31 protein-coding genes are annotated in these 26,804 nt (G+C 39.3%); 2 read left to right on the top strand and 29 right to left on the bottom strand.

Annotated features, from left to right (window positions below; translation table 11 throughout):
• Positions 1-15: 15 nt before the first annotated feature.
• The 16 genes from atpD to MKX66_RS20720 all read right to left on the bottom strand — a co-directional run bounded on the left by atpD (position 16) and on the right by MKX66_RS20720 (position 12,391).
• Positions 16-1,425 (bottom strand): F0F1 ATP synthase subunit beta, encoded by a 1,410-nt coding sequence (atpD, locus tag MKX66_RS20795; protein ID WP_002016281.1) that lies wholly within the window; start codon positions 1,423-1,425, stop codon positions 16-18.
• A 245-nt stretch (positions 1,426-1,670) separates the two neighbouring features.
• Positions 1,671-2,531, bottom strand: a complete 861-nt coding sequence (gene atpG / locus MKX66_RS20790; protein WP_002016283.1) for a F0F1 ATP synthase subunit gamma — start codon at positions 2,529-2,531, stop codon at positions 1,671-1,673.
• Positions 2,532-2,736: 205 nt separating this feature from the next.
• On the bottom strand, positions 2,737-4,245 hold the full coding sequence (gene atpA, locus MKX66_RS20785; RefSeq protein ID WP_002016284.1) for a F0F1 ATP synthase subunit alpha: 1,509 nt from the start codon (positions 4,243-4,245) through the stop codon (positions 2,737-2,739).
• A gap of 11 nt (positions 4,246-4,256) precedes the next feature.
• Positions 4,257-4,799 (bottom strand): F0F1 ATP synthase subunit delta, encoded by a 543-nt coding sequence (gene atpH / locus MKX66_RS20780; RefSeq protein WP_002130060.1) that lies wholly within the window; start codon positions 4,797-4,799, stop codon positions 4,257-4,259.
• A complete protein-coding gene (gene atpF, locus MKX66_RS20775; protein ID WP_002016287.1) occupies positions 4,796-5,302 on the bottom strand; it encodes a F0F1 ATP synthase subunit B in 507 nt (168 codons plus the stop codon). The genes atpH and atpF overlap by 4 nt, the downstream gene beginning before the upstream one ends.
• A gap of 129 nt (positions 5,303-5,431) precedes the next feature.
• A complete protein-coding gene (atpE, locus tag MKX66_RS20770) occupies positions 5,432-5,650 on the bottom strand; it encodes a F0F1 ATP synthase subunit C (protein ID WP_000052064.1) in 219 nt (72 codons plus the stop codon).
• A gap of 56 nt (positions 5,651-5,706) precedes the next feature.
• Entirely contained in the window at positions 5,707-6,426 is a 720-nt protein-coding gene (gene atpB, locus MKX66_RS20765; RefSeq protein WP_000399874.1) for a F0F1 ATP synthase subunit A, read from the bottom strand.
• 7 nt (positions 6,427-6,433) lie between these two features.
• The gene (locus MKX66_RS20760) at positions 6,434-6,826 is read right to left on the bottom strand and encodes an ATP synthase subunit I (RefSeq protein WP_002016288.1); all 393 of its coding nucleotides are present in this window, start codon (positions 6,824-6,826) and stop codon (positions 6,434-6,436) included.
• Positions 6,826-7,050, bottom strand: coding sequence for an AtpZ/AtpI family protein (locus MKX66_RS20755; protein WP_002089742.1), 225 nt, complete (start codon positions 7,048-7,050; stop codon positions 6,826-6,828). The genes MKX66_RS20760 and MKX66_RS20755 overlap by 1 nt, the downstream gene beginning before the upstream one ends.
• 26 nt (positions 7,051-7,076) lie before the next feature.
• Positions 7,077-7,190 carry a DUF4024 domain-containing protein gene (locus MKX66_RS20750; protein WP_341087001.1) on the bottom strand — a complete coding sequence of 38 codons (114 nt, stop codon included), beginning with the start codon at positions 7,188-7,190 and terminating at the stop codon, positions 7,077-7,079.
• A 375-nt stretch (positions 7,191-7,565) separates the two neighbouring features.
• A complete protein-coding gene (gene upp, locus MKX66_RS20745) occupies positions 7,566-8,195 on the bottom strand; it encodes a uracil phosphoribosyltransferase (RefSeq protein WP_000517533.1) in 630 nt (209 codons plus the stop codon).
• Between the two features lie 272 nt (positions 8,196-8,467).
• Positions 8,468-9,709 carry a serine hydroxymethyltransferase gene (glyA, locus tag MKX66_RS20740; protein WP_002143868.1) on the bottom strand — a complete coding sequence of 414 codons (1,242 nt, stop codon included), beginning with the start codon at positions 9,707-9,709 and terminating at the stop codon, positions 8,468-8,470.
• 253 nt (positions 9,710-9,962) lie between these two features.
• Entirely contained in the window at positions 9,963-10,535 is a 573-nt protein-coding gene (locus MKX66_RS20735; RefSeq protein ID WP_002130064.1) for a TIGR01440 family protein, read from the bottom strand.
• A 66-nt stretch (positions 10,536-10,601) separates the two neighbouring features.
• Positions 10,602-11,045 (bottom strand): ribose 5-phosphate isomerase B, encoded by a 444-nt coding sequence (rpiB, locus tag MKX66_RS20730; RefSeq protein ID WP_000869917.1) that lies wholly within the window; start codon positions 11,043-11,045, stop codon positions 10,602-10,604.
• A 96-nt stretch (positions 11,046-11,141) separates the two neighbouring features.
• Positions 11,142-11,582, bottom strand: a complete 441-nt coding sequence (locus MKX66_RS20725) for a low molecular weight protein arginine phosphatase (RefSeq protein WP_002143871.1) — start codon at positions 11,580-11,582, stop codon at positions 11,142-11,144.
• Between the two features lie 311 nt (positions 11,583-11,893).
• Complete coding sequence (locus MKX66_RS20720) at positions 11,894-12,391, bottom strand: PTS sugar transporter subunit IIA (RefSeq protein ID WP_002016294.1); 498 nt, start codon at positions 12,389-12,391, stop codon at positions 11,894-11,896.
• A gap of 387 nt (positions 12,392-12,778) precedes the next feature.
• On the opposite strand from MKX66_RS20720, the gene MKX66_RS20715 reads away from it, so the two are divergent.
• Both MKX66_RS20715 and MKX66_RS20710 read left to right on the top strand, forming a co-directional pair.
• Positions 12,779-13,165, top strand: coding sequence for a DoxX family protein (locus MKX66_RS20715; RefSeq protein WP_002068579.1), 387 nt, complete (start codon positions 12,779-12,781; stop codon positions 13,163-13,165).
• A 167-nt stretch (positions 13,166-13,332) separates the two neighbouring features.
• Positions 13,333-13,944: a flavin reductase family protein gene (locus tag MKX66_RS20710; protein ID WP_002034901.1), complete on the top strand. Its 612-nt coding sequence runs from the start codon at positions 13,333-13,335 to the stop codon at positions 13,942-13,944.
• Between the two features lie 326 nt (positions 13,945-14,270).
• Here the strand turns inward: MKX66_RS20710 and MKX66_RS20705 are convergent, their stop codons facing one another.
• The 13 genes from MKX66_RS20705 to murA form a co-directional block, all read right to left on the bottom strand.
• Positions 14,271-14,549 (bottom strand): DUF3935 domain-containing protein, encoded by a 279-nt coding sequence (locus MKX66_RS20705; protein ID WP_002034899.1) that lies wholly within the window; start codon positions 14,547-14,549, stop codon positions 14,271-14,273.
• An 81-nt stretch (positions 14,550-14,630) separates the two neighbouring features.
• The gene (locus MKX66_RS20700; RefSeq protein ID WP_002139014.1) at positions 14,631-14,762 is read right to left on the bottom strand and encodes a hypothetical protein; all 132 of its coding nucleotides are present in this window, start codon (positions 14,760-14,762) and stop codon (positions 14,631-14,633) included.
• Between the two features lie 19 nt (positions 14,763-14,781).
• A complete protein-coding gene (locus tag MKX66_RS20695) occupies positions 14,782-15,330 on the bottom strand; it encodes a manganese efflux pump MntP (protein ID WP_002016298.1) in 549 nt (182 codons plus the stop codon).
• A gap of 77 nt (positions 15,331-15,407) precedes the next feature.
• Complete coding sequence (locus tag MKX66_RS20690; protein WP_002016299.1) at positions 15,408-16,448, bottom strand: L-threonylcarbamoyladenylate synthase; 1,041 nt, start codon at positions 16,446-16,448, stop codon at positions 15,408-15,410.
• A 108-nt stretch (positions 16,449-16,556) separates the two neighbouring features.
• On the bottom strand, positions 16,557-17,015 hold the full coding sequence (locus MKX66_RS20685) for a mechanosensitive ion channel protein (RefSeq protein WP_002034898.1): 459 nt from the start codon (positions 17,013-17,015) through the stop codon (positions 16,557-16,559).
• A 49-nt stretch (positions 17,016-17,064) separates the two neighbouring features.
• The gene (gene spoIIR, locus MKX66_RS20680) at positions 17,065-17,925 is read right to left on the bottom strand and encodes a stage II sporulation protein R (RefSeq protein WP_002130069.1); all 861 of its coding nucleotides are present in this window, start codon (positions 17,923-17,925) and stop codon (positions 17,065-17,067) included.
• A gap of 244 nt (positions 17,926-18,169) precedes the next feature.
• The gene (gene prmC, locus MKX66_RS20675; protein ID WP_341086996.1) at positions 18,170-19,021 is read right to left on the bottom strand and encodes a peptide chain release factor N(5)-glutamine methyltransferase; all 852 of its coding nucleotides are present in this window, start codon (positions 19,019-19,021) and stop codon (positions 18,170-18,172) included.
• Positions 19,021-20,088, bottom strand: a complete 1,068-nt coding sequence (gene prfA / locus MKX66_RS20670) for a peptide chain release factor 1 (RefSeq protein WP_002113060.1) — start codon at positions 20,086-20,088, stop codon at positions 19,021-19,023. The genes prmC and prfA overlap by 1 nt, the downstream gene beginning before the upstream one ends.
• A gap of 723 nt (positions 20,089-20,811) precedes the next feature.
• A complete protein-coding gene (locus MKX66_RS20665; protein WP_002016305.1) occupies positions 20,812-21,396 on the bottom strand; it encodes a thymidine kinase in 585 nt (194 codons plus the stop codon).
• A gap of 110 nt (positions 21,397-21,506) precedes the next feature.
• Positions 21,507-21,752, bottom strand: coding sequence for a type B 50S ribosomal protein L31 (locus tag MKX66_RS20660; RefSeq protein WP_000643447.1), 246 nt, complete (start codon positions 21,750-21,752; stop codon positions 21,507-21,509).
• 693 nt (positions 21,753-22,445) lie between these two features.
• Positions 22,446-23,717 carry a transcription termination factor Rho gene (rho, locus tag MKX66_RS20655; protein WP_002016308.1) on the bottom strand — a complete coding sequence of 424 codons (1,272 nt, stop codon included), beginning with the start codon at positions 23,715-23,717 and terminating at the stop codon, positions 22,446-22,448.
• Between the two features lie 504 nt (positions 23,718-24,221).
• The gene (gene glpX, locus MKX66_RS20650) at positions 24,222-25,187 is read right to left on the bottom strand and encodes a class II fructose-bisphosphatase (RefSeq protein WP_002016310.1); all 966 of its coding nucleotides are present in this window, start codon (positions 25,185-25,187) and stop codon (positions 24,222-24,224) included.
• 183 nt (positions 25,188-25,370) lie between these two features.
• On the bottom strand, positions 25,371-26,660 hold the full coding sequence (gene murA, locus MKX66_RS20645) for a UDP-N-acetylglucosamine 1-carboxyvinyltransferase (RefSeq protein WP_002034893.1): 1,290 nt from the start codon (positions 26,658-26,660) through the stop codon (positions 25,371-25,373).
• Positions 26,661-26,804 lie beyond the last annotated feature (144 nt).

Raw genomic sequence — 26,804 nt, 5'->3', positions numbered from 1 at the left:
GTCCCTCCTAAGGCCTTACGCCATCATTTTCTTCGCGTTTTCAATAACTTCTTCAATGCTACCAACAAGACGGAACGCATCTTCTGGAAGGTCATCATATTTTCCTTCTAGAATTTCTTTGAAACCACTAACTGTATTTTTTACAGGTACGTAAGAACCTTTTTGACCTGTAAACTGTTCAGCTACGTGGAAGTTTTGTGATAAGAAGAATTGAATACGACGAGCACGATGTACAACTAACTTATCTTCTTCAGATAACTCATCCATACCTAAGATAGCGATGATATCTTGAAGCTCTTTATAACGCTGTAAAGTTTGCTGTACTTGACGAGCTACTCCATAATGCTCTTCTCCTACGATTTCTGGAGAAAGCGCACGAGATGTAGATGCTAATGGATCTACGGCTGGGTAAATACCCATTTGTGTTAAACGACGCTCTAAGTTTGTTGTTGCATCTAAGTGAGCGAACGTTGTAGCTGGTGCTGGATCCGTATAGTCATCGGCTGGTACGTATACCGCTTGGATAGACGTGATAGATCCTTTATTTGTAGATGTAATACGCTCTTGTAATTGACCCATTTCTGTTGCAAGTGTTGGCTGGTAACCTACCGCAGATGGCATACGACCAAGAAGGGCAGATACTTCAGAACCCGCTTGCGTGAAACGGAAGATGTTATCGATGAACAATAGTACGTCTTGTCCTTGCTCATCACGGAAATGTTCAGCCATTGTTAAACCTGTTAATGCAACACGTTGACGTGCTCCAGGTGGCTCGTTCATTTGTCCGAATACCATCGCAGTTTTCTTAATTACGCCAGAATCGCTCATTTCGTGGTATAAGTCGTTACCTTCACGAGTACGCTCACCTACACCAGCGAATACAGAGATACCACCGTGCTCTTGTGCGATGTTGTTAATTAATTCCTGAATTAATACTGTTTTACCTACACCGGCACCACCGAATAGACCGATCTTACCACCCTTAATGTAAGGAGCAAGTAAGTCTACTACTTTAATACCAGTTTCAAGAATTTCTACTTTAGTAGATAACTCTTCGAATGCAGGCGCTTGACGGTGAATTGGATCACGACGTACATCCGCAGGAACATCACCATCTAAGTCAATTGCATCACCTAATACGTTAAATACACGACCAAGTGTTACATCACCAACTGGTACAGAGATTGCTTTACCAGTATCTTCTACTTCTGTGCCACGAACAAGTCCATCTGTGGAAGACATTGCAACTGTACGAACTGTGTCATCACCTAAATGAAGTGCAACTTCAAATGTTAAGTTAATGCTTGCTCCGTTTTCGTTGCTTTGTTTTACCGTAAGGGCGTTGTAGATTTCTGGTAGCTTTCCGCCATCAAACTTAACGTCTACAACCGGACCCATGATTTGCGTAACGCGCCCTTTATTCATCGGGTTCCCTCCTAGCTTTCTTTTAATTAGCCAGCTTTCTAAGAGAAGTCGGCTTTTAATTTTTATTAGTTTATAGCTTACGCGACTCTCCTGTTCTGGACGAACCGCTTCCGCTTTTTATTGAATCTAGCTCCGGTGGCTAGAAGGGTCGGTCATTTCACCCCTTCCTACGAGGCAAAGAACGCCTCTTTGTCAGGAGTTCCAATGCCCTCCCCTTCTGAGCAAGCCACCTACGCTTTTTAATACTATTCTAACGCTGCTACTCCACCAACGATTTCCGTAATTTCTTGCGTAATCGCTGCTTGACGCGCACGGTTGAATGAAAGTGTAAGTGAATCGATAACTTCCATTGCGTTGTCTGTAGCACTCTTCATTGCTGTCATACGCGCCGCGTGCTCACTTGCTTTACCGTCTAGTAATGCACCGTACACTAAGCTTTCTGCGTATTGTGGCAATAATACTTTTAAAATTTCTTCTTCAGAAGGTTCGAATTCATAAGCTGTCGTCGGTTTATCAGACGCCACATCCGTAAGCGGTAAAATTTTATTTTCCGTTACTTCTTGTGAAATTTTACTTACATAATGATTGTAGTAAATATACAGCTCATCATAAGCACCATCTGCGAACATCGCAATTGCTCGAGAAGCAATATCTTTAATATCAGTAAATGATGGGTGGTCAGATAATCCAACTACTTCATCAATGATGTTAAAGCCGCGACGTTTTAAATAATCACGTCCTAGTCGTCCAAGCACAATAATTGAATATTGGTTTGAATCCATATTATGACGTTCACGAATTACGTTACTTACTGTACGTAATACGTTACTGTTATAACCACCTGCTAGTCCGCGATCAGATGTAATAACGATGTACCCTGTACGCTTTACAGGACGCGCATTTAGCATTGGATGATTAATCCCTTTACTTCCTTGCGCAATGCTCGCTACTACTTCTTGAATCTTTTCCATATACGGAACGAAAGATTTAGCATTTTGTTCTGCACGGTTTAACTTAGATGCAGATACCATCTCCATCGCTTTCGTAATTTGACTCGTTTTCTTTGTCGAGTTAATCTTCGCTTTTATATCGCGTAAAGATGCCACAGGTTTTCACCACCTTTTTTCCGGAAGTTGGCACGATTAGTAAGAATCCTCTTCCTAATCTACGTTGCAAGATATTCTTGCTCATGATTGAAGGAAAAGAATAGGTGCACCTACTCTTTTCCTTTACATAACCGTCAGCAATCTCAAAAGCTGAGATGCCTTTTATATGATCTAGCTAAGCCACAGTCGACTTCACTTTTAATTATTATTCAGAAGCTACGAATACTTTTTTAAATCCGTTAATTGCTGCTGCAAATTTGTCGTCATCCGCAAGTTTCTTAGTTGTGCGAATTTCGCTTAATAAGTCAGTTGCATTTGAATCTAACCAAGCATGGAATTCTTCTTCGAAACGAGTGATATCTACTACTGGGATATCATCTAGGAATCCACGTGTTAAAGCGTAAAGAATGATAACTTGTTTCTCTACACGTAACGGTTTGTGTAATCCTTGTTTTAATACCTCAACTGTACGAGCACCACGGTTTAATTTCGCTTGTGTTGCTTTATCAAGGTCAGAACCGAACTGAGCGAACGCTTCTAACTCACGATAAGATGCAAGGTCAAGACGAAGTGTACCTGATACTTTACTCATCGCTTTAATCTGAGCTGATCCACCTACACGAGATACAGAAGTACCCGCATCGATTGCTGGACGTACGCCAGAGAAGAATAGGTCAGATTGTAAGAAGATTTGTCCATCCGTAATAGAAATTACGTTTGTTGGGATGTAAGCTGATACGTCCCCTGCTTGTGTTTCGATGAAAGGTAGTGCAGTTAAAGAACCGCCGCCTCTTGCATCACTTAATTTTGCTGCACGCTCTAATAAGCGAGAATGTAAGTAGAATACATCCCCTGGATATGCTTCACGACCTGGAGGACGACGTAATAGTAATGAAAGCTCACGGTAAGCCGCTGCTTGTTTTGATAAGTCATCATATACTACTAATACGTGTTTACCATTGTACATGAACTCTTCACCCATTGTTACACCAGCGTAAGGAGCTAGGTATAATAATGGAGCTGGTTGAGAAGCTGATGCAGTTACAACGATTGTGTAATCTAATGCACCGTGCTTACGTAGTGTTTCTACTACGTTACGTACTGTTGATTCTTTTTGTCCGATAGCTACATAGATACAAATCATATCTTCATCTTTTTGGTTAATGATCGTATCAAGTGCAACTGCTGTTTTACCTGTTTGGCGGTCACCGATGATTAACTCACGTTGACCACGGCCAATTGGTACAAGAGCATCGATCGCTTTAATACCTGTTTGAAGTGGCTCATGAACAGATTTACGATCCATTACACCTGGTGCTGGACTTTCGATTGGACGAGTGTTTGTTGTATTGATTGGGCCTAAACCATCAACTGGTTGACCTAATGGGTTTACAACACGACCGATTAGTTCTTTTCCTACTGGTACTTGCATGATGCGACCAGTACGACGAACTTCGTCACCTTCACGGATTTCTGTGTAAGGTCCTAAAATAATGATACCTACGTTGTTTTCCTCTAAGTTTTGTGCTAGTCCCATAACGCCATTAGAGAACTCTACAAGTTCACCAGCCATAACGTTATCAAGACCATGAGCACGCGCAATACCGTCACCGACTTGGATAACTGTACCAACATCACTAACTTCGATTTCAGACTGATAGTTCTCGATTTGTTGCTTTATCAGTGCGCTAATTTCTTCAGCTCTGATGCTCATGTGCTTCACCCCTATCTATTCTTCATTAATTCACGCTGAATACGTGCTAATTTTCCTTGTAAGCTTCCGTCGTAAATGCGATTTCCAATACGTACTTTAATGCCGCCTAGTAAATCTTCATCCACAACATTTTTCACGCGAATTGCATCTTTTCCTGTTTTTTTTGCAAATGCTTCTGCAATGTTAAGTTTTTCTTCTTCCGATAGAAGACGAATAGAATATACAGTTGCATCCGCTACGTTACGTTCTTCATTAGCAAGAACAACATATTCATTTGCAATTTCAGGTAGGATATCAATACGCTTGTTATCAATTAAAATATATAACGTATTTAAAATAGATTCAGAAACAGATGCGAATACGTTTGCAAGAAACGTTTTCTTCTGCTCTTTTGAAATGTTCGGTTGCGTTAAAAAGCTATGTAGTTCTCCGTTCTTTGTAAAAACGTTTTGTACAAGGCGTAATTCCTCTTCAAACATTTCTAATACGTGTTTTTCTTTTGCAATTTTGAAAAGAGCGACAGCATAACGTTTTGCTACAATCCCATTGCTCATCGCGCTTCTCCTACTTCTTTAATATAATCGCGAATTAACTTCACTTGATCTTCTTCTTTTAATTCTTTTTCAATTACTTTAGAAGCAATATGAACAGATAAAGAAGCAACTTGTTCTTGTAAAGCAGCAATCGCTTGCTCTTTTTCGCGTTGAATTTCTTGTACAGCAGATGTTTTAATTGATTCTGCTTCTTCTTTCGCAGCAGCAACAATAACATCCTTTTGATCTACAGCTTGTTTCTTCGCTCTTTCGATTAACTCTTGTGCTTCAACACGCGATTGTTTTAACATTTCACGTTGTTCTTCTACTAATTTCTTCGCTTCAGCATTACTTCTTTCTGCAGCGTCGATTTCATTAGTAACATGCTCTTCACGTTCTTTCATAATTCCCATTAAAGGACCCCACGCGAATTTGCGTAGCATTACTAATAGAAGTAAGAAAATGAACAATGTATAAGCAATCGTTCCAAATGGAATGGAAGCCCCTAATAATAAAGTTGGCACAAGGATTCACTCCCTTCAAAATATCTAAATTGATCATATGAAAAAAAAAGACATACGTTTCGTTCATAAAGCAATGGCGAAGAAAGTTCGGAAAAACACTCTTCGCCATCTATGTAAGGGGAGTCTCCCTTATTTGTTCATTACGATGAAAGCAATAACTACACCGATAATTGGAAGTGCCTCAACTAATGCAACCCCGATGAACATAATTGTTTGAAGTGCGCCTTTTAATTCTGGTTGACGAGCAACACCTTCGATTGTACGTGATACGATAAGACCGTTACCAATACCTGCACCTAATGCTGATAAACCAATTGCAATTGCAGCTGCGATTACACCTAAACTCATTTAATTTGTCCTCCTTTGTATTATAAAAAAATAAATTTTTTCTTACTTAAATTATATTAATGGTCATGGCTTACTTTATGAGCCATATAAACCATCGTTAACATTACGAAAATAAATGACTGGATTGAACCAACGAATACGCTGAATCCCATCCATGCTAACATCGGTACAAGTGCACCTAATGCTCCTAAGAATGATGCCCCGCCTAACTTAGCAAGTAATCCTAATAAGATTTCACCTGCGTAAATGTTACCAAATAAACGAAGACCTAACGTTAATGTGTTAGCAAACTCCTCAATAACCTTTAATGGGAATAAGAATTTCATAGGTTGGAAATAACCTTTAACATATTCTTTCGTACCCTTCATCTTAATTCCATAATAATGGGTGAGGGTAACTACCATCACGGCTAATGTTAATGCAACTGCTGGATCAGACGTTGGTGATCTCCACCATGCAATATGTTCGCCAGCCTCAACTGTTGAATACATGAATGGTAAACCAAGGAAGTTCGATACGATGATAAACATGATGAGCGTAACGCCAAGCGTTAAGAAACGTCCACCTGTTTTCCAATCCATCGTACTATTGATAATCCCTTTCACGAAGTCAAACACCCATTCCATGAAATTTTGCATCCCGGTTGGGCGAAGCGCTAAGCTGCGAGTTCCGATAACAGCGATTAAGAAAACAATAACTGCTGCTACAGTAACCATCATAACTGATGACAAATCGAACGTTAAACCTAGAAATTCAACTAATTTACCGTGTTCCACTAGTAATTCACCTCTCTTCCCTGCTCGTATACTCTAAATAAAGAAAATCTATGATCATGACAAGGTATCCTGTCAGCAATCCTACACCTAAGCCCCACATCGCAATTAACTCTTGATATTTGGCTGCAAATAAAATTAATAACCCAATCGTGGCGAATCTTGAATATGTACTTACCGCTGTCGCCTTAAACTTCACGTTTTCTCCATTTGTTACGCGATCTAATAGCTTGTCTGTTCTACGTGCAATGATGCGCAAACTAAGAAAACTGAAAATCGTTCCGATAATCAGCCCAAGAAATACATCCTTGTAAGAGGTAATTCCCCATCCTAGCACTAGAAGCGCAAGCAAGTAGTACATATATTTCTTTTGTCGTTGGACAAGTCCATGTACGTCTATCATCATTGCTCTCCCGAATAGTAATGTTGAATGAGTCGAATCATTGCGTATACCCCTGTTCCTAACCCGAGTAATAACCCTATAATAAGAAACAACGGAAACGTTCCAACCTTATTATCAATCCATTGCCCACCAAAGATTCCGATAAGAATAGAACCAACTAACTGAGCAAGTATTCCTGACATTAAAGCATACGCTTTTATATGGCTGCGATCGTTTTTTTGCAAGGATTCATCCCTCCAATATGTAACCCTCATTCACGATGTGTTAATAATAACTCATTTTTCTGCATAAATTCTATACAAAATAAAAAGTTTACATTTTCGTCACGGAATAGATGCATTTTTGCCACTGAAAGCCCTACCATCTATCCCCGTTGTTAGCATACAATAGGGTATTAACAGTGTCAACGAGAAATCGTAAAAAATCAAAAAATTTGAGTATTAGGCATTTCCTCCCAAAAATGAAAACGTTCCCCTTCTAAATACTGGTTAGAGATATGCAATTTCTAACAGTTTTCTCTTTATAATAGAAGAAAATGTTCACAAGTTTGTCACTATTATATTTTTAAGATATAGCGCTTTCCTTCCATAATATAGTGTCCCCGAGACGTAAGACTTCTATATTATATGTGATGTGTATATAACTTATGTTGTATATACCCTGTATATTTATCTCCCCCTCCCCCGTGCGCTGAGGGCGAAAAAAAAACGAGAGGGGAATCCCCCTCTCGTCTGTTGTCTTACTTCGTTCCGAATAAACGGTCACCAGCATCACCAAGACCTGGAACTACATAACCATGGTCATTTAACTTCTCATCTAATGCTGCTACATAAATATCAACATCAGGATGCTCTTCCTGCACTACTTTTACTCCTTCTGGAGCAGCTACGATACACATTAATTTAATTTGCTTTGCACCGCGCTTTTTCAGAGAATTAATTGCTTCAGCCGCAGAACCACCTGTTGCTAGCATCGGATCTAGTACGATAAAGTCACGCTCTTCTACATCCGTTGGAAGTTTCACATAGTATTCTACCGGTTGCAATGTTTTAGGGTCACGGTATAAACCAACGTGTCCTACTTTTGCTGCTGGAATTAATTTCAGAATTCCATCAACCATTCCTAAACCTGCACGTAAAATCGGAATTAAACCAAGTTTTTTACCAGCGATCACTTTTGTTGTCGCTTTGCTTACAGGCGTTTCAATTTCAATATCTTCAAGTGGAAGGTCACGAGTAATCTCGAAAGCCATTAAGCTTGCTACTTCGTCCACTAATTCACGAAAATCTTTCGTACCTGTATTCTTATCGCGAATATATGTAATCTTATGTTGAATTAACGGGTGATCAAATACATACAGTTTTCCCATGTGAATCTCTCCTTTAGATGATATTCATGCGTTTACACGCTTCTTTACACTATTTACGATTGTAAAGAAAACGCTACTAATATTCAAGGGCAAATTTGGCAAAATCATGATTTTGCGATGAATCTATCTAGTATCTTTACCAATTATGGGAGCTGTATCCTTCATTATATCGCCAAAATTTATTCATCATTTGTATACATACTTTAAAAATAATATATGTCCACAAAAAAGACTGCCAAAACAATTACGTTTCAGCAGTCTTTTTCAATCTATTATAGATCTGTATACATTGAGAATTTGCTCGTTAACGCTTCTACACGCTTACTTGCTTCTTCTAATGCAACTTCATTCTCATGATTTTTTAATGTATAAGCAATAAGTGCCGCAATTTCATCCATTTCTTCTAAACCGAAACCACGAGATGTTACAGCTGCTGTACCGATACGTACGCCGCTTGTTACAAATGGGCTTGCTGTTTCAAATGGAATTGTATTTTTGTTCACTGTAATACCAACTTCATCTAATACGTGCTCTGCTACTTTACCTGTAATTTCCAAGTTACGAACATCAATTAAGATTAAATGATTGTCTGTTCCACCAGAAACAAGTGTAAGTCCTTCCTTTTGAAGGCCTTCAGCTAAGCGGTTCGCATTATTAATGATATGTTGTGCATATGTTTTAAACTCATCTTGTAGTGTCTCACCAAATGCAACAGCTTTTGCAGCAATTACGTGCATAAGTGGGCCACCTTGAATACCAGGGAAGATTGATTTATCAATTTGTTTTGCAAATTGCTCTTCACATAAAATCATACCACCACGTGGACCACGTAATGTTTTATGTGTTGTCGTTGTAACGAAATGTGCATGTGGTACTGGGTTTGGATGTAAACCAGCAGCTACTAAACCAGCGATATGTGCCATATCAACCATAAAGTATGCACCCACTTCATCTGCAATCTCACGGAATCGTTTGAAATCGATAACACGAGGATATGCACTTGCACCTGCAACGATTAATTTTGGTTTATGTTCTTTCGCTTTTGCTAATACATCATCGTAATTAATACGGTGAGATTCAGCATCCACGCCATATTCTACGAAATTATATTGTACTCCACTGAAGTTAACAGGGCTTCCGTGTGTTAAGTGACCACCATGAGATAAATTCATGCCAAGTACTGTATCGCCTTGCTCTAAAATCGTGAAGTATACTGCCATGTTCGCTTGTGCACCAGAATGTGGTTGAACATTTACATGCTCTGCGCCAAAAATTTCTTTCGCGCGATCACGTGCTATATCTTCTACTACGTCTACGTGTTCACAACCACCATAGTAACGTTTTCCAGGATATCCTTCAGCATACTTATTCGTTAGAACAGAACCTTGCGCCTCCATTACTGCTTCACTTACGAAGTTTTCCGAAGCAATTAACTCAATCTTTGAACGCTGTCTTCCTAGTTCTGCCTCAATTGCAGCAAATACCTTTTCATCTTGACGTTTTAAATGATTCACCAAAATCCCCCTTTTCTGAACGAATTACATCAATTCCCAATAGTTTTTTCTCATTTATTCAGAAAAAACGAAAATTCAGGTTGTAATTCTTTCGAACCTTCATGTTTTCAACTACATTCTAACATGACTTTCTATATCATAAAAGAAAAAAAAAGACCAAAATTGGTCTTTTCTTTCTTCTATTATAAAGTCAGACCACATACCTTTTACCTTTCGATATACAGCTGTTATAAGACTTTATAATTTTTCATGTTTAACGGCAAGGAATAGCTTCTTCATTTGCCGCATAAACGGCACGTGCTCCACCTATTAGTTTCCCACGTGTTTTCGCCATCGTTACATGCGCACTTCCTATTTCCTTCACACTTGTACGAACCGGTACAGCTACATGCTTTAAATGCATACCGATAAATGTATCGCCGATATCCATTCCTGCATCTGCTTTAATAAACTCAATTACTACCGGATCTTTAAAATTGTGATACGCATACGTCGCTAATGCACCACCTGCTGATCTAACAGGCGTAACTGTTACAATTTCAAATTGATATTTCATCGCTACATCTCTCTCAACTACTAAAGCACGATTTAAATGCTCACAACATTGAAACGCCAATTCAATACCTGTTCTCTCTTGAAATTGTTTTAACTCAGAAAAAATCGCCTCTGCCACTTCCATCGTTCCTGATGTTCCAATTCTTTCACCTAGCACTTCGCTCGTGCTACACCCCACTACAAAAATTTGACCACTTTGCAGCGTGGCTTGTTCTTGGAAATCAGAAAGCGACATTTGTAGCTGTTCTCTTACCTTTACGATTTCTGTCATTACGCCTCTTCCTTTCACAGGTTGGTTCACCAAATTATATTTCATACTACTTATAGTTAGAATCTATTACTTTGTTTCGTACGTTTTAATTTTTCCTACTCGGTTTTCGTGACGGCCACCTTCATAGTCAGTTGTTAGCCAAATTTTCGCGATATCACGCGCTAGACCAGCTCCAATTACACGCTCGCCCATCGCTAACATGTTAGTGTCATTATGCTCTCTCGTCGCTTTCGCACTGAAAGTATCATGAACTAATGCACAACGAATACCATTTACTTTGTTTGCTGCGATTGACATACCAATGCCTGTCCCGCAAACTAAAATACCACGATCCACTTCACCATTCGCGACCATTTCTGCTGCTGGAAACGCAAAATCAGGGTAATCAACAGAACCAGCTTCACATTCACAACCTAAATCAATATATTCAATATTTAACTCTTCTAATAAACTTACAAGTTCTTTACGGATATTCATACCGCCGTGATCAGATGCTACTACTACTTTCATTTTTACCCCTCCGAAGTTTCAATCAATTATCTTCATTTCACACTCGCTACCTTAATGGAACAAAGTGATCTCCAATATCGTATTATACACGAAACATCAACCTTCTGAATGCTTTTTCAGTAAAGTTTGTACAAGTTTTTCCATCTCTTCTAACGTTTCTTTATAAATAGAAAGCGATCCGCCAAATGGATCTGAAATATCCTTACTTATACCCTTAGTTAATCCATATAATGTATCCAATTTCTTTTCCACGCTCGGATAATACCCAAGTACAATTTGCTTATGATTTTCCGTCATTGTTACTACAATATCCGCCCAATCAACCAAAGTATCGTTTACCTGCTGCGCGGCATGATCGATTACAATTCCTTTTTCAGCTAAAGCTTCCTTTGCATGTATCGACACATCGCTTCCAGGATAGGCGAAAACACCAGCAGATTGCACTTCAAATTTACCTTCTCCATAATGACGAAGCAAAGCCTCAGCCATTGGACTACGGCATGTATTTCCAGTGCAAACAAATAACACCCGTTTCATCTAAACCCACCCCTTTTTTTCTGTTTCCTACATTTATCCCGATTGGTGAAGGCTAATAATCAGCGGGGGATGAACACCCTCCACTGATTAAAGTTTCACTTTATCATAGCGTACATTAGAATAGAACAAAAGAAATGTGAACATACGAAAGGCGCATTTCTCTTATATTTTTTCTAAGAAAAATGCGCCTTATCCACATATATGAAACCTTATTTCCAAGTGCCCAAAATATTTTACCATACATAATGAACACACTACGAAACAAAATAAGGAATCCATTTCATATGAAACGGATTCCTTCTATCAAATAATTATTTCATTGTAACTTTCATTACTTCTGTTGAACCTTTTGTAGCTGTTACACCTACAGTTGTCTTAATAGACTCAGCTGCATCTGTGTTTGTAATAACGATTGGAGTAATTGTGCTTTTCGCTTTTTCACGAATTAATTCTAAGTCGAATGAGATTAATTTATCTCCAGCTTTTACAGCTTGTCCTTCAGAAACGTGAGCTTCGAAACCTTCACCTTCCATTTTTACAGTTTCTAATCCAACGTGGATTAAAATTTCTGTACCGTTTTTCGCTTTAATTCCAATAGCATGTTTCGTGTGGAATAATTGTACGATTTCACCATCAACTGGAGATACAACTACACCTTCAGTAGGATCGATCGCAACACCGTCACCCATCATACGACCAGCGAATACTGGATCTGGTACTTCTTCAATATTTTTCACTGCTCCAGTTAATGGAGCTACGATTGTTTCTTCATTTGTTTTTGAACCAAAACCGAATAATTTTTTAAACATAGGATAGTCCTCCTTATAATTTACCTAAAAGTTTATAGGGCAATCTCTATTCAAGATCGAAATACACGTAAGACTTCATACTTCGAATGTTATACTGTAAAAACTCTTTCGAAATAAATCATGTCATTACTACTAGACTCTTATTGTAGCGCTTCACAAAATCCCAGTCAATTCTGATTGTCTGGATAACAATGAGAAGTTAACTTCTACTTATATTTTCTCTTTTTTTCACTTACTTGTCTAGAGGTCTTTACTACATTTTATTTTTTGTTGTTAATTTGTAAAATTCTTTTCAAATTTTTGTTGAAACTAACTTGACTAAAGTAAGTAACTATTTTATTATTACTTACATAAGGTAAGTTAATAACTTTTAGGAGGTTTTTTAAAATGATGGATATCGGTCTTCTTATTATTCGTCTTATTATAGGAATTACATTCATGGGTCATGGTGCTCAAAAATTATTTGGTTGGTTCGGCGGTTACGGCTTAAAGGGAACTGGCGGCTGGATGGAGTCAATCGGCTTACGTCCTGGTGTATTTATGGCATTTATGGCTGGCGCAACTGAACTATTAGGTGGTTTCTTATTCGCAGCAGGTATTTTCACTGTAGTTGGTTCATTATTTATCGTAGGAACAATGTTAGTAGCAATTTTCACAGTTCACGGAAAAAATGGTTACTGGGTAACACAAAACGGATTCGAATATAATTTAATGTTAATCGCTGTCGCTATCGGTGTAGCTTTAATTGGACCTGGCGCTTACGTTTTACTTTAATATTTATCTCTATTTCAAGATATTTACCAAAAAAGAGATTACTTCAGTACAATCGAGGTAATCTCTTTTTTTTACATCATCAAAAAAATATTATTTTCAGCAGGAGATTCCCATTGATATCTTGTAAAGGAACAATAAGTATTCATATTTAGAAAGGGGATTACAACATGTTATCCATTAATCCAAACGAACAAACTGAAAAAGATAATTACAAATTACTAACAGGAAGTATCATTCCACGTCCTGTTGCATTCGTTACTTCTGTAACTAAAGATGGCGTATTGAACGGTGCGCCATATAGTTATTTCAATATCGTCGCTGCCAATCCACCACTTATCTCAGTTTCAGTACAACGCAAAGAAGGAAAACCGAAAGACACTTCCAGAAACGCAATAGAAAAAGGGGAATTTGTCGTACATATTTCTGATGAATCTTACGTAGAAGCAATCAACGAAACAGCAGCGAACCTACCTCCTAATGAAAGTGAAATCGAATTAGCAAAACTAACACCGATTGACAGTGATGTCATTTCAGTACCAGGGGTTAAAGAAGCAAACATTCGAATGGAGTGCATATTAGAACGCGCTATCCCACTCGGCGGAACCGAAGACTCGCCAGCTTGTGACCTACTAATCGGCCGCGTCGTCCGCTTTCACGTCGCTGAACACTTATACGAAAACGGCCGAATTCACGCCGAAGAACTAAAACCAATAAGCCGCCTAGCAGGACACAACTACGCAAAACTAGGAGAACAATTTGAATTAGTGAGGCCCATTTAAAGGCGGAAGCGGCTCGCTCAGAATGAGAGGGGGATGGAGCTCCTGACGTAGAGGCGCTTTTTGCCTCGCAGGAAGGCGCGAAGCCACCGACCATTCTAGCCGCTGGAGCTGGATACATTTAAAAGCGGAACCGACTGCCCAGGCCCGGTGGCTAAGGTTCTTCCTCACAGAAGATGCTTTTTATCTTCTCGTGGGGAAGGTTCTTAGACTCAAGGGCCTAGGAGGTGAAGCTGGCCACTGGAACTGGATATATCCCCTAAAAGCGGAAGGGGCACGTTCACTTCCATCACCTAAACATAAACCCCCCGCTGAAAGCGGGGGATTTTTTATCGTAATTCTTCGTTCTTCTCCTCTAATGCCGGGAATTTCTCTTTTTTAGATCTACCAAGCTTTATTACAAAGAAATATAAGGAAAGTAACGTAATAAGGAAAACAATTAAAAACGGGTACGGAGAATAAAAAGTACGCGCCGCCTCCGATTTTCCTGCAACAAACTTCAATGACTCAATATCTAAAAACTCAGCAAACATTTGTACACCGAGCATACTGAACCAAAAAACAAAAAAACTAATAATAATACCAAAAACTTGCTTCAATCTCGTCATTCATCTCATCCTTTCTATATTTGTAATTTTTTAGTGTGATTAATATAGTACAAACGAAACTATGCACAGAAAGGAACTATCTCACCATTCACGAATTAACTTAATCCAACCTAACATCGAAATTTGCAAAATAACACCCAATATTATAAGTCTTCTTAGCCATCGAGGAAAGAAGGTTAAAAGCTTAACATACCATTCCAATAGCTTGTTCATAATTCCCTCCTACATAAAATTATATAGGAAAAAGGAGATACAATCCAAACCCAACAAGAATAATACCACCTACTATTTCACCGTATGTGCCAAGTATATTCTTGGCATGGCTACCAAGCAATAAACCCATCCAAGCCAGTAACATACTTATTAGTCCGAACAATAATATCGTAATAATTGTCTCTGCTCCGTAAATTCCAAGACTAAGACCTACTGAAAAACTATCTATACTGACACCAAATGCAAATACAAATAAACTAATTCCAATTGGAGCAGTTCTAGTCTCTTCCCCTTCTAAAATAGACGAATATACGATATAGAACCCTAGCCCAATTAATAAAATAGCTCCTGCAAAATTTGCGACATCCCCATACCTCTCTGATAGAAAACGTCCTAGTACCATTCCGATAAATGGCATAATAATATGAAATATCCCAATCGTCATACCTATATAAAGGATTTGTCTTAACTTTAATGTTACCATCCCCATACCGAGGCTCACTGAAAATGCATCCATCCCCAGAGCAAATGCCATAATTATTAAAGGTATTAATTGTTCAAGTGTCATTCATATCCCCCCTCGGACGTGCTACTTCACAATATGCTTATCCGAGGAGAAATATTCTGTTTGCTAAAGGTACATTATCATTCAATAATAATCTGATGTCCCGCAGCTTTTGTTAAACGATTCATAATTGCATTTCCTATGCCTTCATTCGGGAATGATTCACTAAAAATAACATCTACTTCACTTGCATCAAACGTTCTAAGCACATCATATAACTTAGTCGCAACGCTGGCTAAATCGCTTCGCACACCACAAGACAATACAACATCTGCACTATACACATGCTGATACTCTTCTGTCGTTAATACACCTACTTTAAATCCTTCTTTCTTTTTCTCATCCACAATACGTTGAATAAACTCACGGGACCCTTCAACAATACTAAGTGGTGCTTTCGGTGCATAATGTGTATATTTCATTCCAGGTGATTTTGGTTTTTCTTTCTCATCCTTTAAAGCTGGATCTAAAGAAACATTTCCTATCACGGCCTCTAATTGCTCCTTCGTAATCCCACCTGGACGTAAAATCGTCGGAACCTCGCTCGTACAATCAATTACAGTTGATTCAACGCCTACTCCTGTTGCCCCGCCATCAACAATACCAGCAATTTTCCCATTTAAATCTTCATACACATGAGAAGCTAACGTTGGACTTGGGCGTCCTGAACGATTCGCACTCGGTGCCGCAACAGGCACGTTTGCCTCTTCAATAAGGGCGAGCGCTACTGGATGATCCGGCATCCTCACTCCGACTGTATTCAGTCCTGCCGTAACCCTCTCTGAAATCCCTTTTTTTCTCGGTAAAATGATTGTTAATGGTCCTGGCCAAAAATGCTCCATTAACTTTTCTGCAACCGGCGGAATTTCTCTTACGATACCATCTAACTGAGATTTTGTTCCTATGTGGACAATCAGTGGATTATCGCTCGGTCTCCCTTTCGCTTCAAAAATTTTCGCTATCGCTTCATCATCCATTGCGTTTGCTCCTAACCCATATACCGTTTCCGTTGGGAAGGCCACCGCTTCATTTTCTCTTAATAATCTCGCTGCTTCTTTTAATTGTGGATAATATTTTTTTCTTTCCACAACATTATCCACAACCCACATATTTGTATGCATTTTTTCCCACGTCCTTTTCTACCATGAAATACTTGTCTATTTTTAGTTTACTATGAGATTTATCCAAAAGACAAACAAGGTTTATCCACAAAATGTGGATAAACCTTGTTAATCCGTGGATAACTTTGTGAATAGCTGACAATTTAGTATTATTGCATTTAGCTCTTTTATATTTTTACAAAAGTGTTCTAACTGTCGAATTTCCTCTGGCACTTCCTCTTTCTCTACAATGACAAAGTTAAAAAACTGAAAGATGGTCACAGATTGTGGATGATTTGTGAGTAAGTACAATTGTCGAATATCTTTTTCTTTCATATACTGCAAAAACATCTCGAAAAAATATAAGAAAGTCTGTTTATCCACATTAGGTGTGAATAAACAAGAACGGATAAGTGCATTTTCTCCACTTTGTTCATATCCAATTACCGCTCGTATTTCTCCCGCCTCTTCCAAGATCATAAATTGTGCGTACAACTCATTTATTTTATCATCTTTTTTATTAGCTTGTCCGAAAAAAGAATGTAATCTTTCTACATCTGCTTTCGTAGCAAAATACACGTTCTTCATAGTAAATCCCTCCTCATTGATATATATGAGGAAGGATTTATTAATAGCACTATTTAGAGAATAAAGATGTAAAAGCTTCGACGATAAATAATTTAACCTCTGGTTTCTCTTCCTCTTCTACTGTTACATATTCATTTTGCTTTTCTTGTTTTTGCTCCACAGGTTTCTCCACTTTTTCCACAGTTTTTGTTTCTACTTTTTTTACAGGCTGTTCTTCTACTTGTGTTTCGTGTTTTACTACTTTCTTTTCCTGTGCTGTTACTTTTTCAGCTTTTTCCGGCTTTACTACTTTCTTTTCTTTCACCTTATCCTCTTTCTTCTCCGGTACATCCACTACTTCCTCATCTAGTTGTCTCACCTGCTCCTCTTCAGGAGATTCAGCTTTCACAACATGTTCTTCTTTCCTTACAGCTGTACCACTTGAAAAATCTAAGAAACACATCGGTGGAAATAATACACACCACCAGTTTGCACCTTCACCTTTTCCAATTGTAATAAGTACCGCTTCATATTCTCCTGCCGGATAAATAAAATTCCCATATACCTTTGTAGGAAACTTCACATTCTTACCGAATTTCACTTGAAACGCCTCTTTACTTCCTTCTCTTTTTAGTGTATTTGCCACTGTCTTTTCAATTTCAGGAATATGATTTTGAATTACTTTTCGAGCTTCTTCAAATGACGTTAAATCCGCTACCCATCCATCAATTTGCGCTTTTACTTCATCGCGTACTTTACGCTTTAACGCCTGATCTTTATCGGAATCACTATTAGCTAAAATACGTAATCGAACGGCCTCTTTCGGAATAACAGTAGGCCCTTTTGCATCAGCTTTCATATATCCAAACTGCACAAGTAACTGTGCACCAATTAATAATAAAAGAAAGTAAGCAATAACTTGTTTTTTCATTTCCTCCACCGTCCCCTCTAGAAACAGTGTGGACAGACTTTCATCTTTCTAAACTATTAAATTCAAAATCTATATAAAAAACCGATAGAAAAGCATTTTTTTAATTGGCGAGAGGAACTGGCTATGTATAGGTAATAAGGTGCGTATTTTCGCTGAAATAATTCCCCTTACCAAAATTCTAAATAAAATGTATGGCTGAGTAGTTACGAATTTTTCATACAAAAAATAGAGTAAGGCTTATGCCTTACTCCATCTCTGCAAATACCATGCGATCTTTTCCATTAATATCAAATACAACTTCAACTTGAGCTCGCGGGAAAGTTTGCTGTAATAATGCTTTCACATCTTCACCTTGCCCTACACCAATTTCAAACGCCACAATCGCCTTGTTCTGTAATACATTCGGCAATTCCTCCATAAAACGACGATAGAAATCTAGTCCATCTTCCCCACCAACAAGCGCACGCTTCGGCTCATGCTCCTTCACAACAGTAGAAAGACCACGCCAATCTTCCTCTGGTATGTACGGAGGATTGGAAACAACAACATCTAACTTCTGACCTGTTTCATAAAACGGAGACAGTAAATCGCCGTGATAGAAAGTTACATCCGCCCCTAAAGTTTTTGCATTTTCTTCTGCAACTTCAATCGACTCCTGTGCGATATCTACTGTATACACATGAAGATTTTTATTTTCTAAAGCGAGCGTAATAGAAATCGCTCCACTACCTGTTCCAATATCCGCTATGTGAAGCTCCTCATTACCGAAATGGCGCTCAATTCTCTCTAGCACTCCAACTATAAGTTCCTCTGTTTCCGGTCTTGGTATCAATACCTCTTCATTTACAAAGAATGATCGGCCATAAAACATTTCATAACCGAGCATATATTGGATCGGAATACCTTCTACATGCTTGTGGATAAATTCTGCAAAACTTTTCTCTTGTTCCGCAGTTATTTCTTCACGCATATTCATGAGCATTCCGGTTCTGTTCGTCTTTAATACATGACAAAGGACAATTTCTCCCGCATTTTCATCTCGTCCATTTTCCTGTAAAAAAGAAGAAGCCCATTTCAGGGCTTCATAGACACGCATTACTCAGCTGCCTCCATCTTTTGCGCCTGATCTTCCATCACTAAGGCATTGATGAAATCATCTAACTTACCTTGTAGGATTTGATCTAGCTTTTGAATCGTTAAACCGATTCGATGGTCTGTAACACGGTTTTGCGGGAAGTTATACGTACGAATACGCTCTGAACGATCTCCCGTACCAACAGCTTGTTTACGGTTTTGATCATACTCAGCTTGCGCTTCTTGTCTAAATTTATCATAAACACGTGCGCGTAATACTTTCATCGCTTTTTCTTTATTCTTAATTTGTGATTTCTCATCCTGACAAGATACAACTACACCAGTCGGTAAATGCGTTAAACGTACCGCTGACATCGTTGTATTAACGCTTTGTCCACCAGGACCACTAGAAGCAAACGTATCAACACGAACATCTTTTTCATGAATATTAATTTCTACTTCTTCTGCCTCTGGTAGTACAGCTACAGTTGCTGTAGATGTATGAATACGTCCGCCAGATTCCGTTTCAGGAACACGTTGTACACGGTGAGCACCATTCTCGAATTTCAGCTTCGCGAAAGCACCTTTACCGTTAATCATAAAGATAATCTCTTTATATCCACCTAACTCTGTATAGCTCGCTTCGATAATTTCAGTTTTCCAACCTTGCACCTCAGCATAACGGCTATACATACGATATAAATCACCAGCAAATAAAGCTGCTTCGTCACCACCAGCAGCGCCACGAACCTCAACGATAACGTTTTTATCATCATTAGGGTCTTTTGGAACAAGTAAAATTTTCAGACGTTCTGATAATGTTTTCTCTTGTCCTTCTAATTCAGAAACCTCTTCTTTTACCATATCACGCATATCAGCGTCTAACTTATCTTCTAACATTGCTTTTGCATCTCGTAATTGCTCACGAACATCTTTATACTCACGGTACACCTCTACCGTGTCCTGAATATCAGATTGCTCTTTTGAATACTCACGAAGCTTATTTGTATCGCTAATAACCTCTGGGTCACTTAACAACTCATTCAACTTCTCATAACGATCTTCTACAGCTTGCAAACGATCTAACACACCATTCACCTCTACATCCTAGTATCTAATACAAATAGTATATGGTACTTAATCAAAAAAACGCAAATTATATTTAAAAGCGTAAGCGGCTTGCTCAGAATCGCAGGACATTGGAACTCTCGACCTTGAAGCGCTTTTTGCTTCGAGCGAGAGAGTGAAATGGCCGGAGATTCTAGCCGCTGGAGCTAGATAATATTTAAAAGCATAAGCGGCTTGCTCAGAATCGCAGGACATTGGAACTCTCGACCTTGAAGCGCTTTTTGCTTCGAGCGAGAGAGTGAAATGGCCGGAGATTCTAGCCGCTGGAGCTAGATAATATTTAAAAGCGTAAGCGGCTTGCTCAGAATCGCAGGACATTGGAACTCTCGACCTTGAAGCGCTTTTTGCTTCGAGCGAGAGAGTGAAATGGCCGGAGATTCTAGCCGCTGGAGCTAGATAATATTTAAAAGCGTAAGCGGCTTGCTCAGGATCGCAGGACATTGAAACTCTCGACCTTGAAGCGCTTTTTGCTTCGAGCGAGAGAGTGAAATGGCCGGAGATTCTAGCCGCTGGAGCTAGATAATATTTAAAAGCGCAAGCGGCTCGCTCAGCTCTGACTGGCTAAGGTTCTCTCGTACAAAAGGTGCTTTTCACCTTGAGTAGCGGCGGTTCTTAGACACGAAGAGCTTGCCACCAATCTTCATCTATTTTCGAAAAAAACCCGCTCTACATAGCGAGTTTCACTTATCTTTGTTTTGTAGGTACTGCATGACAATGACGACAACGTGGTTCATACGATTCTGAAGCCCCAACTAAAATAATTGGATCATCAAATGCCGCTGGTTCTCCATCGATTAAACGTTGCGTACGACTTGCAGGAGATCCACATTCAGAACAAACTGCCTGCAATTTAGTTACATGTTCAGCAATCGCCATCAGCTGAGGAACTTGTCCAAATGGTAGACCACGGAAATCTTGGTCTAATCCAGCTACAATGACACGATAGCCACGATTTGCCAATACTTGCACCACTTCCACAATGTCCCCATCAAAAAATTGTACCTCATCGATTGCAATAACATCCATTTCTTCTGTTACATGGTTAAATATATCTTTTGAAGCTGAAACAGGAACTGCTTTAACCTTTAATCCATTATGTGATACAACATCTTCTTCACTATAACGATTATCAATACATGGTTTAAATACAATCGCATGTTGTTTCGCAAATTGTGTACGGCGTATACGGCGGATGAGCTCTTCTGATTTCCCAGAAAACATACTCCCGCAAATCACTTCAATCCAACCATTTTGATTCATTAAGTACATTGAGCTCTCCTTTCATCTACTTTCCTAATCCAAAGTAGGGTAAAGGTTTAATATTTTCGCAAAAAAAACAGACAAGCGAATACATACACTTGCCTGTTTTATGTTCTTTATTACTTGATGCCGTATTTCTTATTGAAGCGGTCAACACGTCCGTCTGCAGTAGCAAACTTCTGACGTCCAGTGTAGAATGGGTGAGAATCAGAACTGATCTCAATTTTTAGTAATGGATAAGTGTTACCATCTTCCCACTCAACAGTTTCGCTAGAGCCTTTTGTAGACCCGCTTAAGAATTTGAAGCCAGTGTTCGTGTCCATAAATACAACTTTATTGTAATTTGGATGGATTCCTGCTTTCATTCTTTTCATCTCCTTCCGCCCTGAATCATTTTCGAAACAGAGTTTTTCATCTTCAGCTGCTTACACAACTATATTGATGAAACACATATGATGAAATTATAACAAGGCTAACTCCATTTTGCAACTACCTGTTTTTGTCTTTTTAAAATTAAAAGTGGAGGCGGCTCGCTCAGCTCTGACTGGCTAAGGTTCTCTCGCACAAAAGGTGCTTTTTACCTTTAGTGCGGGAGGTTCTTAGACACGAAGAGCTAGCCGCCGGAACTGGATATCAATTAAAAGCACAAGCGGCTCGTTCAGAATCCAGGTCACTTCAAGCTCTCGACCAAGAAGCGCTTTTTGCTTCGACCGAGAGAGCGAAATGGCCGGAGATTCTAGCCGCTGGAGATGGATATACCTAAAAGCACAAGCGGCTTGTTCAGAATGAGAGGGGGATGGAGCTTCTGACGTAGAGGCGCTTTTTGCCTCGTAGGAAGACGCGAAGCCACCGACCATTCTAGCCGCTGGAGATGGAACTAGATACACCTTAAAGCGCAAGCGGCTCGCCCAGAATCGTAGGGCACTTCAAGCTCTCAATCCAAATATGATTTCCATCTCAAAAAACAAATTTTTTCCATATATTACTCTCTCTAATATTCCCTTAAAAACATAAAAAACTCGCTTACTACGAAATAAGCGAGTCCCCATCTTTTCCCTTTACTTAGTGGTTACATACCTTTTTGAGTCTGCAACAATGTTTTGTAAAAATTCTTCATTTGTCTTTGTTTGACGAAGTTTACGTAAGAAGCCTTCAACAAAGTCTGGTGTATCACGCATTGTTTTACGAATACCCCACAGCTTGTCTAAATGTTCTTTCGGAATTAATAGGTCTTCTTTACGCGTACCAGAGCGACGAATATCAATCGCTGGGAAGATACGGCGCTCAGCTAATGAGCGATCTAAGTGAAGTTCCATATTTCCAGTTCCTTTAAACTCCTCGTAAATTACATCATCCATACGAGACCCTGTATCAACAAGCGCTGTTGCTAAAATCGTTAGGCTACCGCCCTCTTCGATATTACGCGCAGCCCCAAAGAAACGCTTCGGTCTATGAAAAGCAGCAGGATCAATACCACCTGATAAGGTTCTACCACTTGGCGGAATAACAAGGTTGTAAGCACGCGCTAAACGGGTAATACTATCCATTAAAATGACAACGTCCCTTTTATGTTCTACAAGACGCATTGCACGCTCTAATACAAGCTCCGCTACTTTAATATGATTCTCTGGCACTTCATCAAAAGTAGAACTTACAACATCACCTTTAACAGAACGTTCAATATCTGTTACTTCCTCTGGACGCTCATCAATTAAAAGTACAATTAATTCTGCTTCCGGATGATTTGTTGTGACACTGTGTGCAATTTCTTTTAACAGACTTGTTTTACCAGCCTTTGGAGGCGCAACAATTAAACCACGTTGCCCAAATCCAACTGGTGCGATTAAATCCATGATGCGTGTCGGTAACTTTTTCGTTTCCGTCTCCAATTTCATTTGGCGATCTGGGTATAACGGTGTTAATGCAGGGAAATGTACACGCTCTTTTGCTGAGTCTGGATCATCTCCATTTACAGCTTCAACTTGTAGCAATCCAAAATAGCGCTCATTTTCTTTCGGAGGTCGTACTTTACCAGAAACCTTATCTCCATTACGTAAATCGAAACGACGAATTTGCGAAGCCGAGATATAAATATCTTCTGAGCTTGGAGAATAATTGATAGGACGTAAGAATCCAAATCCTTCTGATTGAATAATTTCTAATACGCCTTCCATGAAAAAGAAACCTTCTTTTTCTGCTCGAGCTTTTAAGATAGAGAAGATTAGCTCTTTTTTCGTTAACTTGCTGTAATACGAAATCTTAAATTCCTTCGCAAGCTCGTATAACTCTTTTAATTTCATGTTTTCTAATGCTGCAATTGACAAATTCATTCAGACACCACACTTTAACTTTATTCTCTTTTCACATGGGTAAAGGGAAAAATACGGAAGGCAAATAAATAATAATGAAAGGCAATAAGTTCAAGTAGGATAATATTCACTATTGTAACCCTTTTATCTAGTTTTAATCAATACGTTGAAACACAAATACAAGAAGCGAAGACAAGAAAATTTGTCTTCGCCTTTTCATATTTCTTTCTTTTTTCTACTCACCTGATTTTAAGGCAGAATAGATAAGGTATTTCTGCTTTTATTTAATTCAGTTCCAGGGGCTAGAATCTCCGGTCATTTCACCCCTTCCTGTGAGACAAAAAGCGCCTCTTCGTCAGGAGTTTGAAGTGCCCTGCGATTCTGAACGAGCCGCTTGCACTTTTTATTTAATCCAGCTTCAGCAGCTAGAATGGTCGGTGGCTTCACTTCTTCCTGCGAGGCAAAAAGCGCCTCTACGTCTGAAGCTCCATCCCCCTCCCATTCTGAACGAGCTGCTTACGCTTTTTATTTAATAACCAAATTCGGTTTTTTATTTAAGCTATGGCGGCCGTCTACGAAGCGTACTGTGCCTGATTTTGCACGCATAACAAGGGATTGTGTTGTTCCGACGCTACCTTTAAATTGAACGCCTCGTAATAGTTCTCCGTCTGTTACACCTGTTGCTGCAAAGATTGCATCGTCACCTTTTACTAAGTCTTCCATACGAAGGATACGATTGATATCTTCAATACCCATTCTTTTACAACGAGCTAGTTCAGCTTCGTTTTGAGGTAAGAGCTTCCCGTGAATTTCTCCACCTAAGCATTTTAATGCGACCGCAGCTAATACACCTTCAGGTGCTCCACCAGAACCGAATAGAATATCTACACCAGTACGGTCAAATGCTGTATTGATTGCTCCAGCTACATCTCCATCGTTAATTAATTTAATACGAGCACCAGCTTTACGAATTTCTTCGATAATTGCTTGATGACGTGGACGGTTTAAAACTGTCGCTACAACATCTTCGATATCTTTATTTTTCGCTTTCGCAACTGCACGTAAGTTGTCGATAATAGGTGCGTCAATATCAACTGCACCAACTGCTTCTGGACCAACCGCTATTTTATCCATGTACATGTCAGGAGCATGTAACAAATTGCCGTGATCTGCAATTGCAATAACAGCAAGCGCATTCCAGCCGCCAGCCGCTACGATATTTGTCCCTTCTAGAGGATCAACTGCAACGTCTACGCGTGGTCCATATCCTGTACCCAATTTTTCTCCGATATATAGCATTGGCGCTTCATCCATTTCACCTTCGCCAATTACAACTGTACCTTTCATCGGAATTGTATCAAATACATCACGCATAGCTGATGTTGCTGCACCATCTGCCTCATCTTTTTTTCCCCGCCCCATCCAACGCGCTGATGATAATGCTGCAGCCTCTGTTACACGTACTAACTCCATAGATAAACTTCTTTCCACGATAATCCCTCTCCTTTAAGCCTTTATATTTCTGCCGTATTTTGTGAACCTTATTTTTCTATAAAGTGTACTTCCGTTAGTAGTGATTCTTCGCTCCCCATTAACGGAAGTATCACCACCTTATCCCGATTGGTGAGGGTTAATAATCGACGTGGGATACCCCATACTGATTAAAGTTTCACTTTATGCATTCTTCATTTCTTCAATTTCTTGCTTTGTCATTTGTTCTCGCCAAATGTTTGCACCAAGCCCTTTAAGCTTGTCTACTATATTTTCGTAACCTCGATCAATATGATCAAGTCCCGTTACTTCTGTAATGCCATCTGCCATTAAACCCGCAATAACAAGGGACGCACCAGCTCGTAGGTCACTCGCTTTCACCTTCGCACCTTGCAATAAAACCGGTCCAGTCACAATTGCTGAACGGCCTTCTACTTTAATTTGCGCGTTCATACGGCGCAATTCATCAATATGCTTGAAACGTGCGCTGTAAATTGTATCAGTTACAACTCCTGTTCCATGCGCTTTTGTTAAAAGCGTTGTAAACGGCTGTTGTAAATCCGTTGGAAACCCTGGATATACAAGCGTTTTTACATCAACTACTTTTAACCTTCTATTGCCGTTCACTGTAATTTGGTCATCGTTCGTTTCAATTTGAACACCAGCTTCTCTTAGCTTCGCAGTAACGGATTCTAAATGCTGAGGAATAACATTATCAACTGTTACTTCTCCTCCTGATGCTGCTCCTAAAATCATATACGTACCAGCTTCAATACGGTCTGGAATAATAGTGTGGTGACAACCGTGCAGTGAATCCACACCATCAATTCGGATTACGTCTGTACCAGCACCTTTAATACGTGCTCCCATACTCGTTAACAATGTAGCTACATCAATAATCTCTGGTTCTTTCGCTGCATTTTCAATAACAGTTCTACCTTTCGCTCGTACAGCCGCTAGCATAATATTAATCGTAGCTCCTACACTAACAACATCTAAATAAATACGTGCCCCACGTAGTTCGTCTGCTCTTAAATAAATGGCACCTTGTTCATTTGTAACATATGCCCCTAACGCTTCAAACCCTTTAATATGCTGATCAATCGGTCGTGGCCCTAAATGACATCCACCTGGAAGCCCAATAACAGCTTTTTTAAAACGGCCAAGCATTGCACCCATTAAATAATAAGAGGCGCGCAATTTTTTCACTTTTCCATTTGGTAAAGGCATCGCAACCATGTTAGAAGGATCGACTACCATCTCTTCTTCCTGCCCATAAGTTACTTTCCCTCCAATTTCCTCTAGTAAGTCTCCTAACATTTTCACGTCCGAAATATTAGGAACACCGCCAATAGTTACTGGAGTATCTGCTAAAATTGTCGCTGGAATTAGTGCAACAGCACTGTTCTTTGCACCACTCACACGAATCGTTCCATTTAAAGCTCTTCCGCCTTCAATTAGCAACTTTTCCATATTGAGCTCCCTTCTTGTGAATGTATTTATCTTCTACTTCTTTATAAGAAGTAGAAGATTCCCCCTTAAGAATCTCAATCACTCTTTCCATCCTGAAACTCAATAAGTAGAAAACCATCACCTGTAGCTCCCCTGCTGTACAAA

The sequence above is a fragment of the Bacillus sp. FSL R9-9530 genome (assembly GCF_038008145.1).
In the GTDB taxonomy this organism is placed as follows: Bacteria; Bacillota; Bacilli; order Bacillales; family Bacillaceae_G; genus Bacillus_A; species Bacillus_A mycoides.
The sequence above is the reverse complement of the archived record's forward strand: the minus strand, read 5'-3'. Positions and strand labels throughout refer to the sequence as shown.

Coding starts and splice junctions, on each gene's coding strand:
- atpD (WP_002016281.1), bottom strand. CDS start 1,425: ATGAATAAAGGGCGCGTTACGCAAATCATGGGTCCGGTTGTAGACGTT.
- atpA (WP_002016284.1), bottom strand. CDS start 4,245: ATGAGCATCAGAGCTGAAGAAATTAGCGCACTGATAAAGCAACAAATC.
- atpH (WP_002130060.1), bottom strand. CDS start 4,799: ATGAGCAATGGGATTGTAGCAAAACGTTATGCTGTCGCTCTTTTCAAA.
- atpE (WP_000052064.1), bottom strand. CDS start 5,650: ATGAGTTTAGGTGTAATCGCAGCTGCAATTGCAATTGGTTTATCAGCA.
- MKX66_RS20760 (WP_002016288.1), bottom strand. CDS start 6,826: ATGATAGACGTACATGGACTTGTCCAACGACAAAAGAAATATATGTAC.
- MKX66_RS20750 (WP_341087001.1), bottom strand. CDS start 7,190: ATGGTAGGGCTTTCAGTGGCAAAAATGCATCTATTCCGTGACGAAAAT.
- upp (WP_000517533.1), bottom strand. CDS start 8,195: ATGGGAAAACTGTATGTATTTGATCACCCGTTAATTCAACATAAGATT.
- MKX66_RS20735 (WP_002130064.1), bottom strand. CDS start 10,535: ATGACAGAAATCGTAAAGGTAAGAGAACAGCTACAAATGTCGCTTTCT.
- rpiB (WP_000869917.1), bottom strand. CDS start 11,045: ATGAAAGTAGTAGTAGCATCTGATCACGGCGGTATGAATATCCGTAAA.
- MKX66_RS20725 (WP_002143871.1), bottom strand. CDS start 11,582: ATGAAACGGGTGTTATTTGTTTGCACTGGAAATACATGCCGTAGTCCA.
- MKX66_RS20720 (WP_002016294.1), bottom strand. CDS start 12,391: ATGTTTAAAAAATTATTCGGTTTTGGTTCAAAAACAAATGAAGAAACA.
- MKX66_RS20715 (WP_002068579.1), top strand. CDS start 12,779: ATGATGGATATCGGTCTTCTTATTATTCGTCTTATTATAGGAATTACA.
- MKX66_RS20710 (WP_002034901.1), top strand. CDS start 13,333: ATGTTATCCATTAATCCAAACGAACAAACTGAAAAAGATAATTACAAA.
- MKX66_RS20705 (WP_002034899.1), bottom strand. CDS start 14,549: ATGACGAGATTGAAGCAAGTTTTTGGTATTATTATTAGTTTTTTTGTT.
- MKX66_RS20700 (WP_002139014.1), bottom strand. CDS start 14,762: ATGAACAAGCTATTGGAATGGTATGTTAAGCTTTTAACCTTCTTTCCT.
- MKX66_RS20695 (WP_002016298.1), bottom strand. CDS start 15,330: ATGACACTTGAACAATTAATACCTTTAATAATTATGGCATTTGCTCTG.
- MKX66_RS20690 (WP_002016299.1), bottom strand. CDS start 16,448: ATGCATACAAATATGTGGGTTGTGGATAATGTTGTGGAAAGAAAAAAA.
- MKX66_RS20685 (WP_002034898.1), bottom strand. CDS start 17,015: ATGAAGAACGTGTATTTTGCTACGAAAGCAGATGTAGAAAGATTACAT.
- spoIIR (WP_002130069.1), bottom strand. CDS start 17,925: ATGAAAAAACAAGTTATTGCTTACTTTCTTTTATTATTAATTGGTGCA.
- prmC (WP_341086996.1), bottom strand. CDS start 19,021: ATGCGTGTCTATGAAGCCCTGAAATGGGCTTCTTCTTTTTTACAGGAA.
- MKX66_RS20665 (WP_002016305.1), bottom strand. CDS start 21,396: ATGTACTTAATGAATCAAAATGGTTGGATTGAAGTGATTTGCGGGAGT.
- MKX66_RS20660 (WP_000643447.1), bottom strand. CDS start 21,752: ATGAAAGCAGGAATCCATCCAAATTACAATAAAGTTGTATTTATGGAC.
- rho (WP_002016308.1), bottom strand. CDS start 23,717: ATGAATTTGTCAATTGCAGCATTAGAAAACATGAAATTAAAAGAGTTA.
- murA (WP_002034893.1), bottom strand. CDS start 26,660: ATGGAAAAGTTGCTAATTGAAGGCGGAAGAGCTTTAAATGGAACGATT.